Annotated in this window: 9 protein-coding genes and 1 riboswitch; of the genes, 2 read left to right on the top strand and 7 right to left on the bottom strand. The window is 52.1% G+C overall.

The window, feature by feature from the left end; genetic code table 11:
* Positions 1-7: 7 nt before the first annotated feature.
* Positions 8-230: riboswitch (cobalamin riboswitch) on the bottom strand.
* Positions 231-464: 234 nt separating this feature from the next.
* Entirely contained in the window at positions 465-2,141 is a 1,677-nt protein-coding gene (locus THS27_RS05965) for a methyl-accepting chemotaxis protein (protein ID WP_085588861.1), read from the top strand.
* A gap of 249 nt (positions 2,142-2,390) precedes the next feature.
* On the opposite strand, the gene THS27_RS05960 is transcribed toward THS27_RS05965, so the two are convergent.
* On the bottom strand, positions 2,391-2,825 hold the full coding sequence (locus THS27_RS05960) for a helix-turn-helix domain-containing protein (RefSeq protein WP_085588859.1): 435 nt from the start codon (positions 2,823-2,825) through the stop codon (positions 2,391-2,393).
* A gap of 586 nt (positions 2,826-3,411) precedes the next feature.
* Here THS27_RS05960 and THS27_RS05955 point away from each other — a divergent pair.
* Positions 3,412-5,079 (top strand): methyl-accepting chemotaxis protein, encoded by a 1,668-nt coding sequence (locus tag THS27_RS05955; RefSeq protein WP_246832860.1) that lies wholly within the window; start codon positions 3,412-3,414, stop codon positions 5,077-5,079.
* Positions 5,080-5,193: 114 nt separating this feature from the next.
* Here THS27_RS05955 and THS27_RS05950 read toward each other — a convergent pair whose 3' ends face one another.
* From THS27_RS05950 to THS27_RS05925, 6 genes are all read right to left on the bottom strand, one after another.
* On the bottom strand, positions 5,194-6,117 hold the full coding sequence (locus THS27_RS05950) for a hydroxymethylglutaryl-CoA lyase (protein ID WP_085588858.1): 924 nt from the start codon (positions 6,115-6,117) through the stop codon (positions 5,194-5,196).
* 2 nt (positions 6,118-6,119) lie between these two features.
* Complete coding sequence (locus THS27_RS05945; protein WP_085588856.1) at positions 6,120-8,120, bottom strand: acetyl/propionyl/methylcrotonyl-CoA carboxylase subunit alpha; 2,001 nt, start codon at positions 8,118-8,120, stop codon at positions 6,120-6,122.
* A gap of 4 nt (positions 8,121-8,124) precedes the next feature.
* On the bottom strand, positions 8,125-8,931 hold the full coding sequence (locus tag THS27_RS05940; protein WP_085588855.1) for an enoyl-CoA hydratase/isomerase family protein: 807 nt from the start codon (positions 8,929-8,931) through the stop codon (positions 8,125-8,127).
* Positions 8,932-8,946: 15 nt separating this feature from the next.
* Positions 8,947-10,554: a carboxyl transferase domain-containing protein gene (locus THS27_RS05935; protein ID WP_085589169.1), complete on the bottom strand. Its 1,608-nt coding sequence runs from the start codon at positions 10,552-10,554 to the stop codon at positions 8,947-8,949.
* 435 nt (positions 10,555-10,989) lie between these two features.
* On the bottom strand, positions 10,990-11,586 hold the full coding sequence (locus tag THS27_RS05930) for a 2-hydroxychromene-2-carboxylate isomerase (protein WP_085588853.1): 597 nt from the start codon (positions 11,584-11,586) through the stop codon (positions 10,990-10,992).
* 130 nt (positions 11,587-11,716) lie between these two features.
* Entirely contained in the window at positions 11,717-12,190 is a 474-nt protein-coding gene (locus tag THS27_RS05925; protein ID WP_085588851.1) for an Lrp/AsnC ligand binding domain-containing protein, read from the bottom strand.
* Positions 12,191-12,320: the final 130 nt, after the last annotated feature.

Raw genomic sequence — 12,320 nt, 5'->3', positions numbered from 1 at the left:
ACAATTTCACGCCATCGTCCGTGCGGGCAGGTTTCCTGGCTCGTACGTCGTCGCTGAAAACAGCCTTCCCGATCCTGTTTGTCCGGATCAGTGACCATTCCCGTTTCCAACTCGTCACTCACAGTTGCGGGGGCAGCCCGGGCGCAAAGAACGCAATTAAAAGTTGTGAATTGCGTCTTCTCCCGTGTTCCCTTGGCCAAACCGGCCAAACCCGACACAGGAGTCGACTATGCCAAACTATCGCTTCAGGGGAAAGTTAAAACCGGGGCTGATGGTGCTTGCTCAAAAGAACAGTTCCCAAAGTGTGGATTTATTTGGCAAATAAAAAATAACCCATACTTATGGATGATGAAAATTCTATGGTGTGACCTAAATCACTGTTGTTCAAGGCAAAATCAGGGACAGTTCTATACAATGATATAGATTCAGGTGACATTTGCGGCCTGTGTTTTGCCGGGGGCGATATGCTTAAAAATATCAATATTCCAACAAAAATATTTGGCGGGTTCGGCATTATCATAGCACTTCTGCTGGTGATTGCCGTTGTTTCGGGGGTTTCGTTGCGGGCAGCGGATGATAATTTTAAAAGTTATCGCCACCTGGCATTGCAGACCAACCTTGCAGGGCGGGTGCAGGCCAATCTTTTGGAAGCACGTTTGGGGGTGAAGGATTTTCTTCTGACCAAATCGGAAAATTCCGGAAATACAGCAAAAACGCGTGCTTCAAAGACGCTGGAATTAAATCAGCAACTTGCGGCTTCAAATAAGAATGAAGACGTCCGCGCTATGCTTTTGACGGTTGATGAGGAACTTAAAACCTACATTAGTACATTTGACGAAGTTATTGTGCTGAGCCGAGAGGATGACCCGGTGTCACTAACACGTCGGGATGATTTGGTGCGTAATACACTTGATGTCATTGGGCCGAAGGTTGCTGCGGCAATGGAACAATTGAAACTCAAGTTGAAAGCCGAACAGGACGAACTTGGCCCGCGCGCAAGCAATGCGACCGAAATGGCTGTTATAACGTCGGTTGTGGTTTCGGTGGTTGCGCTGATTTTGGGCATAGGGGCGGCGATTGTCGTTGGACGGGGAATTTCCTCTCCGATTCTGGCAATTACCGACGCCATGCGAACATTGGCCGAAGGCGATAAATCGGTGGAAATTCCCGGTCAGGATCATAAGGACGAGATCGGCAATATGGCTGATGCGGTACTGATTTTTAAGGAAAACATGATCAAGGCGGCGGAGCTTGCCGAAAATGAACAGCAAGCCCAGAAACGCCGGCAACGACGTACCGAGATGATTGATAAGCTGACAACCGATTTTGATGCCGATGTTAGCGCTGTATTGAAAACAGTTGCGTCGGCCGCGACGGAAATGCAGGCAACCGCGCAATCGATGACCGCGACAGCCGAGGAAACCAGCCGTCAGTCGACTGCCGTGGCGGCGGCATCGGATCAGGCGTCCAATAATGTGCAAACCGTCGCCAGTGCAGCCGAGGAATTAAGCGCGTCGATTAATGAAATCAGCCATCAGGTTAGCCAATCAGCCCGGATTTCAACCAAGGCGGTTAACGATGCTGAACATACAAATGCCCAGGTACAGGGCCTTGCGCAGGCCGCACACAAAATTGGCGAAGTCGTTAATCTGATTAACGATATTGCCAATCAAACCAACCTTTTGGCGTTAAATGCCACGATTGAGGCCGCCCGTGCTGGCGAAGCAGGCAAAGGGTTTGCCGTTGTTGCCGCCGAGGTGAAAAACCTGGCTTCGGCAACGGCGCGCGCCACAGATGAAATCACCAGCCAGATTACCGGTATTCAAAATGAAACCCGTGATGCTGTGACGGCTATTCAATCGATTGGGGGCACAATTGCCCAAATCAATGAAATAGCGTCAAATATTGCCAGCGCGGTTGAGCAACAAGGGGCAGCGACACAGGAAATCACCCGAAATGTTCAGCAGGCATCGTCGGGGACCAGCGAAGTTTCACAGAATATTTCCGGTGTCACCGAGGCCGCATCCTCGACCGGTGCTGCTGCGGAACAGGTACTGGCGGCGTCTGGCGAGCTTTCAGAACAATCGGAGGTCTTGCGCAGTCGGGTTGAACAGTTCCTGCTTGCGGTAAAAGCGGCCTGATGACAGGCGGCTAAATCAACTGTTGAAAATTTATGCCCCGCAGATGGAGCTTGCTGCGGGGCTTTCTGTGTTTGGGCGGTGACGACGTACCTTGTTTGCCAGGTACATGTTGCTTTGACATTGGGTTACTGGTGGAGAAACCGCCCTTCCCGGGAAAGCAGATAACGCATGGCTTTTCTGCCTGGCATTCTTCGCGTTGTACCAAAAGGTTTTAGGGGCTGTTGTGGTCTCCATGACTTTATACCAGCTTTATAAAAGTGCGGCTTGCATAAGGAACAAAAGATTGGCGGTTTCGGGCGTGTTTCCTTTTTGCTTTTCGGTTGCCAGCATTTGATAACCTAGCGCGATGATGCGGGCGATTTGCTCGTTGCTCCAGGCTGGGCAGTTTTGTGCGCGAAATTTTTCCAATTCATTGACGGTAAGTTTTAGTAAGTCATGGTCTAGGACAGGCTGCGTATTTTGGGGGGTTGGTGTTGTCATGTCGCCTTTTCCCGTCAGCAGCCAATTGCCATCAATTCCATGTTCTACCAACATGGCCAAAGATATTGCGCGTGGTTCATTTTTGTCCAGTTCATAGCGTTCCCAGGATTTTCGCGTCAGCCCTGTAAGGTCTGCTGCCTGTGATGCGCTTAATCCCAAGTATTTTCTCGCGGCCCGGATGCGGTCGCTAAGGCGACTGTTCATAGGGAATTCACCCGGCCTTCATCAAAATATGGTATATTTTTATACCATTTTTGACCAATGAGTTTCTTTTTCCGCTTGAAAAAGGGTACTTTATGTTCCATTGTTTGGGGTGTCCAAAATTTGGATGTCTTTCCGGCTATGGGGGTTCGTAAAAGAGCTAGGATTTGCAATCGGCAGAAATATTCAGGGGTTACAAAATCTCGGTTAACTGGTCTTCACGAAAATGTATGTGCTCTTCATGGTGCGAACGATCAATTCACGCCATGTCATTTAAGTGAGGGGTCGTTCATTTGATTCAAGGTTGCAGGTAGCACTTTGTTCCAGGGTGCTCGGTATTTGTACCTACTTCACCGAAGATACACATTCCAAACTTAATGATACCTCCTGATTGATCTTGAGTCACGTTCGAGAACGCGTCTTTTCCAGTGGTTTAGCTGGAAGAGTTTCTTCGTGCCTGATCATTATCCTTTTGGTTTGTCTCGTTTTTTTGCCAGTTACGCATAGCGAGCGATGGCGATGTATGGAGTTTTGTGCCTGGGGAAAAGGAACATGCGTCATCACGTGCGTTAATCAGGGGGAGTATCAAATGATGAATTTTCTAAAAAAAATTACGGTCCGGCAAAAAGTGTTCGGCGGCTTTGGAATTGTGCTGGTTTTGTTGTTGATGGTTGCCTTTGTGGGTGTGTTTTCGCTGCGATCGGCAGATGAAAATTTCACCAGATATCGTCAAATTGCATTGCAGTCACTTCAGGCTGGTCGGGTGCAGGCTAATTTGCTTGAGGCGCGTCTCGCCGTGTTTGAATATGTGAAAAATGGTTCGCCTGAAGCTGCGGAGCATGTGCGCGAGCGGTTAAAATCGACACACGAATATAGTGTCGAGTTAGCAGGGCTTTTGATCAAGCCTGCGAGGCAAGCTGTTGCAAAGGAGAGCAGTGATGCAATCAGGATGTATACCGAGAATTTTGCCAAGCTGATCGGAACATCAGATGCTATTGATCGGGATCGGCTTTTTGCGGAAAAAATGAGTGCCACCGGATCAAAGATTGCTGCGGATATGGAGCAACTGAAGCTTGATATCAAATCCGAGCAGGATGCGCTCGGTCCGCATGCCGAGAAGGCGATAGGCAATGCAGTTATCTGGGTTTCGATTATTGCGGTTGCCGCGCTGGTGGCCGGTATTTCGGCTGCATCGATTATAGGTATCGGGATTTCCAGGCCTATTTTATTTATTACAGATGCAATGAGGGTTCTTGCTGGCGGGGATAAATCGGTTGATATCCCCGGGCAGGATTATCGTGATGAAATCGGCGATATGGCGCAGGCTGTACTTGTTTTTAAGGAAAATATGATCAAGGCAGATGAAATGGCCGAACATGAAAAAGAGCAAGCCCGGTTACGACAACACCGTACCGATTTGATCGAGCGTTTGACCAGGGGGTTTGACCAGGATGTGGCGGATGTTTTGGATGGTCTTGCCTCGGCTGCAACTGAAATGCAAGTGACAGCGCAGTCAATGACAGCAACGGCCGAACAAACCAGTCGGCAGTCAACGGCGGTTGCCGCGGCAGCGGATGAAGCCTCGGCAAATGTGCAGACAGTTGCCAGTGCCACCGAAGAGCTTAGTTCGTCAATTGGTGAAATTAGCAATCAGGTTAGTCATTCGGCCAAAATTGCGTCCAAGGCAGCGGAGGATGCCCTCCTTACCAATAAACAGGTACAGGGACTGGCCGATGCAGCGCAGAAAATCGGAGACGTCGTTAACATGATTAATGATGTCGCCAATCAGACCAATCTTCTGGCACTTAATGCAACGATCGAAGCGGCACGCGCCGGAGAAGCAGGCAAGGGTTTCGCCGTTGTGGCGGCAGAGGTTAAAAATCTGGCATCTGCTACCGCGCGTGCAACGGACGAAATTACCAACCAGATCAGTGCAATCCAGAATGAAACCCGCGGTGCGGTTTCTGCCATTCAGGGGATTGGGGCAACGATTGACGAAATCAACGAAATTGCGGCGAACATTGCCAGTGCTGTTGAACAGCAAGGGGCGGCAACAGGCGAAATTACGCGCAATATCCAGCAGGCATCAGACGGTACCAGCGATGTTTCCCACAATATTTTTGGGGTAACAGAGGCAGCCGCAACAACAGGTGCTGCTGCCGAGCAGGTATTGGCGGCGTCTGGCGAACTTTCAAAGGAATCCGAAGTCTTGCGGGGCCGGGTTGAGGAATTCCTGCGCGCAGTAAGGTCTGCCTGATCATTACATTGCGCAGGTATGACGACAGAGAAAACGCCGCAGCATGGGACTATGCTGCGGCGTTGTTTTATGTGATGCTTGCACATAAGAACCCATTGACGAACGTCATGAACGTTACATCCAGTGGGCAGATATCGCCAGTTGTGCCTTTGAGGCCGACGGGCGGCCCGCGCGGCTGCAAATCCAGTGGCCGGTGGCGACCAGTTTTTCCAGATCAACACCGTTTTTAATGCCAAGTCCGTTAAGCATATAAACAACATCTTCGGTGGCAACATTGCCGCTGGCCCCCTGGGCATAGGGGCATCCGCCCAGTCCGGCCACCGAACTGTCGATGGTGGCTATGCCCATTTGCAGGGCTGCCAGCAAATTAGCCAGCGCCTGCCCATAGGTATCGTGGAAATGGGCGGCCAGTTTTTCAATCGGGATATTTTGTGATACGGCGGCAATCATATCTTGCACCTTTGCGGGGGTGCCCGTGCCAATAGTGTCACCGAGGCTGACTTCGTAGCAGCCCATAGTGTAAAGTTCCTGTGCCACTTCGGCGACTTTTTCCGGGGCAACATCGCCTTCATAGGGGCAACCCAGCACGCACGAAACATATCCCCGTACGGCAATATTGTTTTTGCGGGCCTTGTCAATCACCGGACGAAATCGTTTCAGGCTGTCTTTGATCGAACAATTGATGTTTTTTTGTGAAAAACTTTCCGATGCTGATCCGAAAATGGCGATTTCGGTCACACCTGCTGCAAGGGCGGCTTCCAACCCTTTCAGATTGGGGACCAAAACCGGATAGATCACGCCGTCTTTGCGGTTAATCTGGGTCATCACATCATGAGCATCGCCCATTTGTGGCACCCATTTGGGGCTGACAAAGGCGGTAGCCTCGATAACGGAAAGTCCGGCTTCGCCCAATTGATGGATCAACTCGATTTTGGTGGCGGTGGAAACCATCGCCTTTTCGTTCTGCAGACCGTCACGCGGGCCGACTTCGACAATCTTTACCTGCTTGGGCAAATGTCCCAGCGTGCGTCGTGGCATGGTCAGGCCTCCTCGATTGCGATCAATTCATCACCGTCGCCCACCTGGTCGCCGACGGCAAAATACACCTCCCGGACGGTTCCTGAAACGGGGGCCGAAATGGTATGTTCCATCTTCATGGCCTCCATAATCACCAGTTTGTCACCAGCTGTGACAGCATCGCCGGTTTTTGCCATCACTGCAATGATCTTGCCGGGCATCGGGGCATTAAGGTTGCCGCCACCGCCGGCATTGGCACCGGCATTTTCGGCCGGATCAAAAATTTCCAGCCGGTCCATCTTGCCGGTGCGAAAAATTGTCAGACTGTTGGCAACCCGGCGCACATCGGCGCGTTTGCGAATGCCATCCAGTGTTGCGCTGATTTTACCATCTTCATGCACGGCTTGTTCAATGCGCACGGTGCCGCCGTCTGGCAGGTCGCAAATATAGCCAAAATCGCGATAGTGAACCTTGACGGTCAGATCATCCTCATTGTGACGCAGAATAATATTGTGGTGGTTGTCATCATTCATGCGCCAGCCATTGGTGCTGTGCCACGGCGACCACGGGTCGGTGCTGGTGTTGGCATAGAGGCGTGATTCGCAATCACGTTGGTACAAAATTTCAAGCGCGGCAAAGCACAATGCTTCATTATCGGGTTGGGTTGCGGTCGGGATCAGGTCGGTCAGATATGTCGGAATAAACCCGGTTTCAACCTCGGCACGTTCAAAGGCAGGGTGGCGGGCGATATTTGCCAGAAAGCCGGTATTGGTGGTGACGCCCACAATTTGTACATCATCCAGTGCGCGCGACAAACGCCGCAAGGCCGATGTCCGGTCCTGATCCCAGACAATCAGTTTGGCGATCATGGGGTCGTAATGGATTGAAACCACACCGCCCTGATAAACCCCGGTGTCAATGCGGACATGCGGGCTGGCAGCAGGCATGTGCATATGAACCAGTTTGCCGGTGGCGGGCAGGAAATCATTGTGCGGGTCTTCGGCATACAGACGGACTTCAAAGGCATGACCGTTGATTTTTAACTGGTCCTGCGTTTTAGGCAGGGTTTCGCCATCTGCCACGCGCAATTGCCATTCCACCAAATCTTCACCCGTGATCATTTCGGTCACCGGATGTTCGACTTGCAGGCGGGTGTTCATTTCCATGAAATAAAAGTCGCCCGACGCATCAAGCAAAAATTCCACCGTGCCCGCCCCCTGATAGCCAATGGCACGTGCGGCATCGACGGCGGCCTTGCCCATGCGGGTACGAAGGTCCTCGGGCATATTCGGGGCGGGGGCTTCTTCGATCACTTTTTGGTGGCGACGTTGCAACGAACAATCGCGTTCAAAAAGGTAAACGGCATTGCCATGGGCATCGGCGAAAACCTGAATTTCCACATGGCGGGGATGCAAGATGAGCTTTTCAATCAGGCAATGATCGTCGCCAAAGCTGGACCGGGCTTCGCGTTTGCAACTGATCAACGCATCGGCAAAATCGGCGGCGCTTTCAACAGCGCGCATCCCTTTGCCGCCACCCCCGGCAGAGGCCTTGATCAGCACCGGATAACCGATTTTGTCGGCCTCGGTGGCCAGCAGTGCAACATCCTGATCGGCACCATGATAGCCCGGCACCAGCGGTACACCCGCCTTTGCCATGATCTTTTTTGCTTCGGATTTTGATCCCATCGCCCGGATGGCATTGGCAGGTGGGCCAACAAAAACCGCACCGGAGGCGGCAACGGCATCTGCAAATTCAGCATTTTCGGATAAAAATCCATATCCGGGATGCACGGCATCGGCACCGGATTTTACTACAACGTCAAGCAAGCGGTCGCTGCGCAAATAGCTGTCTGCCGGGGCGGGGCCGCCAATGTGCCAAGCCTCGTCGGCCTGTTGCACATGCAGGGCATTGGCATCGGCGTCGGAATAAACGGCAATGGTGGTTATGCCTATGCGTTTGGCGGTGGCAATGACCCGGCAGGCAATTTCACCGCGATTGGCGATCAGGAGTTTACGCAGCATGTGTTTATTCCTTAATCCAGAAGGCGGATCGTTTTTCAAGAAAGGCGCTAACCCCTTCGCGGCCTTCACGACTGGCGCGTTGATCGGCGATGCGGACGGCCGTTTCTTCTATGATGGCGTCATCAATCGGATGGTCGGCGATGGCGTAAATCAGGTCCTTGGCGGCAGCCATGGCGCCAGGGCTGTTTTGCAATAACAACTGTGCCATTTCGTCACCTTTGGCGATTAGACCATCGGCATCGGTGATTTCATGGACCAGGCCAATCTTTTGTGCGGTTGCGGCGTCAAACCGTTCGGCGCTGATAAAATATCGCCGGGCCTGTGCGGTACCGATGGCCTCGATCACGTAGGGCGAAATGACGGCGGGGATCAGCCCCAAACGGGTTTCTGACAGGCAAAATTTTGCCCGGTCCGATGCAATCACAATGTCGCAGCAGGCCGCCAGGCCAACACCGCCGCCAAATGCGGTCCCGTTAACCATGGCAATGGTGGGCTTGCCCATGAAATTAAGGGTTTTCATCAGCGTTGCCAAATGGCGTGAATCTGCCAGGTTTTCGGCATGGCTATAGTCTGCCATGCGTTTCATCCAGTTAAGGTCGGCCCCGGCTGAAAAACTTTTTCCCGCCCCGGTAAGCTGCACCACACGCACGGCGGTATCGGCATTCAGGGTGGTCAGCGTGGCGGTTAAATCGCGGATCAGGGCATCGTCAAAGGCATTGTGAATATCGGGGCGGTTCAGCGTGACCCGGGCAATACCGTTTTGATCAATGGTGCAGATCAGGGCATTGTTATCGTCGTTAACTTTTGACATGTTATTTCCCCTGCATCACATGCGGAAAACGCCAAACCGGGTATCTTCCGCCGGTTTGTTTAATGCCGCCGACAGGCCAAGGCCCAGCACCATGCGGGTATCGGCCGGATCAATCACGCCATCATCCCACAACCGGGCAGAGGCATAATAGGGGTGGCCCTGTTCTTCGTATTGATCGCGAATGGGGGCCTTAAAGGCATCCTGTTCGGTTTGCGGCCAGGTTTCGCCGCGTTTTTCAAGCGCGTCGGCCTTAATCTGGGTTAGCACATTGGCGGCCTGTTCCCCGCCCATCACCGAAATGCGGGCATTCGGCCACATCCATAAAAAGCGCGGGCTATAGGCGCGGCCACACATGCCATAATTGCCCGCCCCAAATGATCCGCCAATAAGGACGGTAAATTTGGGTACCTTGGCGGTGGCAACAGCGGTGACAAGTTTCGCACCGTCCTTGGCTATGCCGCCGCTTTCGTATTTTTGGCCAATCATAAAACCGGTAATGTTTTGCAAAAACACCAACGGAATGCCGCGTTGGGCACATAGTTCAATAAAATGCGCGCCTTTAAGTGCACTTTCAGAAAACAAAATGCCGTTATTGGCAATAATGCCCACCGGATAGCCAAAAATTCGCGCAAAGCCGGTGACCAATGTGGTGCCATACAGGGCTTTAAATTCGTCAAAGTCGGAACCATCTACAATGCGGGCGATGATTTCGCGCACGTCATAGGGTTTTTTGGCATCTGCCGGGATGACGCCGTAAATCTCGCGCGGGTCATAGGCTGGTGCTGCGGGTTCATGCAGCGTGATGCCGGGGTTTTTGGTCCAGTTCAGGTTTTTAACAATGGTACGCGCAATCGACAGGGCATGGGCATCGTCCTGGGCATAATGGTCGGTCACGCCAGATGTTTTGCAATGCACATCCGCCCCGCCCAAATCCTCGGCGGAGACAACTTCGCCGGTTGCGGCCTTCACCAAAGGCGGCCCGCCTAAAAAGATCGTGCCCTGATTGCGGACAATAATGCTTTCATCCGACATGGCGGGCACATAGGCCCCGCCAGCGGTGCAAGACCCCATAACCACGGCAATTTGCGGAATGCCCTTGGCCGATAAATTGGCCTGGTTAAAAAAGATGCGGCCAAAATGATCGCGGTCGGGAAAAACATCGTCCTGTCGGGGCAGGTTGGCCCCGCCGCTATCAACCAGATAAACACAGGGCAGGTGGTTTTCGAGGGCAATTTCCTGGGCGCGCAAATGCTTTTTAACCGTCATCGGATAATAGGACCCACCCTTGACCGTGGCATCGTTGGCGACAATGACGCATTCAACGCCCGAAATGCGACCAATACCGGTAATGATGCCCGCCGCTGGCACGTCTTCGTCATCATACATACCCCACGCGGCCAGTTGCGATAGCTCTAAAAAGGGAGATCCTACATCTAACAATTGGCGAATGCGTTCGCGGGGTAACAATTTGCCCCGGCCAGTATGACGGTCACGTGCACGTTCGCCGCCACCCAGTTTGATTTTGCTGATCTGATCGCGCAAATCGGCAACCAGTTTTTCCATCTGGTCGGCATTGCTGCGAAAGTCTTCGGCGCGGATATTGATGGTGGATTTTATCTGCATGTCCCGTCCTGCTGGGTCGAAACCAAACCGTTCCGGGCCAGCCAAGCGGCAGGCGGCGCGGCCCACGTAAATGTTGTTTTGGCCGACTGGCCCTGTGCCTGTTATGGCGGAAGTTTACGTAAACGGCAAGCATAAATTGGTATTTCAGTACCGAATATACGTATATGCCTTGGCGGAGGGACGTTTTTATTCACCGTTGGCGGGTGTTATTCTGTAGTGGACTGTTTTTGATCATAAATTTTGGCAGGGTCACCTCGCATCAAGGGCTTGGTCGGGCTGTTCTTATGTGGCGCAGGCGGGTGTGGAAGGTAATTCTGTGGTCATATAACCACGGGGCTTTACCGTTGTTATGGTCGTTATTTTGCTATGGGGTTTATGCGGTTCTTTGCACGGGCAAAAGAACGGGCAGCGTTGTGTGCTGCCCGTTTGGTGTCGTCAGGCCTGGCTTTTGATCCACTGTTCAAGCTGATCCATGCGGTCATTGCCGAAAAAAGGTTCGTCCCTGTAAAAAAAGAACGGCGAGCCAAAGGCGCCACGGGCGATGGCTTGATCGATTACCTCGCGCAAGTGCTGTTTCCATTTTTGATCGGAGATGGCATTGCGAAGTGCGCCGGCGTCAATTTCGTGGCGGGTGGCGGTGGCAATCACGGTTTCGGGGTTGCTCATATCCAGGCCGTCGGCGAAATAGCCACGGTAAATGTCGTGGGCAAATTTTTGTGCCAATTTGGTATCAAAACTGTCGATCCAATAGAAGGCCCGGCTTGGAGCCACTGCGGCGTAGGGGAATTTGGCCGGTAGTTTAAAGGGGGTCCCTTGCAGCCGTGCGCAGCGTTCCATGTCATGACGGAAATAATCGCCGCGAATCGGCTGGCTGATAAGGGGGCTTTGCCCGGTTTGTTTGAATGCCGCGCCGATCAGAAACGGTCGCCAGTGCACTGTAACGCCACAACGCGCTGCAAAATCGTCGATGCGTTCGCTGGCGAGATAGCCATAGGGAGATGAAAAATCAAAGTAAAAATCCAATTCTGACATTGGTTACCGTCCCTGTTGATCCGTTTGTTTTCCCTGATCGTTACGGATTTGCGGGCAAATATGCTAGCTTAAAATCACAAGCAAATAATTTGACCGGTGTCAGTCTGGCTGGCATCGTCGGGAATGCCGGTTATAGAATTGTAATTCCCGGACGGACCTTTACTTCTTCCATCACCACATATGTGTGGGTCTGGCTGACCCCTTCGATGGATGAAAGGCGTTCAAGAAATTCGCGATAGGCATACATGTCAGATACCCGCGATTTCATTAAATAATCGAAACCACCGGCCACCATATGACATTCTTCGACTTCAGAGAGTTTGCGCACTGCAGAGGAAAATTTATCGAATACATCGGGGGTGGTGCGGTCCAGCGTGATTTCGACAAAAACCACCAGTGACTGGTCGAGCTTTCGCGGGTCCAGTCGCGCCATATAGCCGATGATAAAGCCCTGTTGTTCAAGCCGGCGGACACGTTCAAGGCAGGGGGTAGGGCTTAGATTGACGCGCCGTGACAGTTCGACATTAGACATTCTGCCATCATGTTGCAGTTCGCGCAGGATTTGCTTGTCGATCTTATCCAGGTTCTTGACATTCTTCTGCATTTATTGCGTCCAGCCAGTGTTTAAAACTGCAATTTAGAAGTTAATGTGGATGATATATCGCAATTTGAGTAAAATTGGCAGCACATTTTTCTAAACCAACATTATTCTGGAGCCATTATAGAGGCCCGTG

Origin of the sequence: Thalassospira sp. MCCC 1A01428 (assembly GCF_002115825.1) — a bacterium.
Lineage (GTDB): Bacteria > Pseudomonadota > Alphaproteobacteria > Rhodospirillales > Thalassospiraceae > Thalassospira.
The sequence above is the reverse complement of the archived record's forward strand: the minus strand, read 5'-3'. Positions and strand labels throughout refer to the sequence as shown.

What these genes read in the sequence shown, in the direction of transcription:
- THS27_RS05965 (WP_085588861.1), top strand. Translation starts at nt 465, where the DNA reads ATGCTTAAAAATATCAATATTCCAACAAAAATATTTGGCGGGTTCGGC.
- THS27_RS05960 (WP_085588859.1), bottom strand. Translation starts at nt 2,825, where the DNA reads ATGAACAGTCGCCTTAGCGACCGCATCCGGGCCGCGAGAAAATACTTG.
- THS27_RS05955 (WP_246832860.1), top strand. Translation starts at nt 3,412, where the DNA reads ATGATGAATTTTCTAAAAAAAATTACGGTCCGGCAAAAAGTGTTCGGC.
- THS27_RS05950 (WP_085588858.1), bottom strand. Translation starts at nt 6,117, where the DNA reads ATGCCACGACGCACGCTGGGACATTTGCCCAAGCAGGTAAAGATTGTC.
- THS27_RS05945 (WP_085588856.1), bottom strand. Translation starts at nt 8,120, where the DNA reads ATGCTGCGTAAACTCCTGATCGCCAATCGCGGTGAAATTGCCTGCCGG.
- THS27_RS05940 (WP_085588855.1), bottom strand. Translation starts at nt 8,931, where the DNA reads ATGTCAAAAGTTAACGACGATAACAATGCCCTGATCTGCACCATTGAT.
- THS27_RS05935 (WP_085589169.1), bottom strand. Translation starts at nt 10,554, where the DNA reads ATGCAGATAAAATCCACCATCAATATCCGCGCCGAAGACTTTCGCAGC.
- THS27_RS05930 (WP_085588853.1), bottom strand. Translation starts at nt 11,586, where the DNA reads ATGTCAGAATTGGATTTTTACTTTGATTTTTCATCTCCCTATGGCTAT.
- THS27_RS05925 (WP_085588851.1), bottom strand. Translation starts at nt 12,190, where the DNA reads ATGCAGAAGAATGTCAAGAACCTGGATAAGATCGACAAGCAAATCCTG.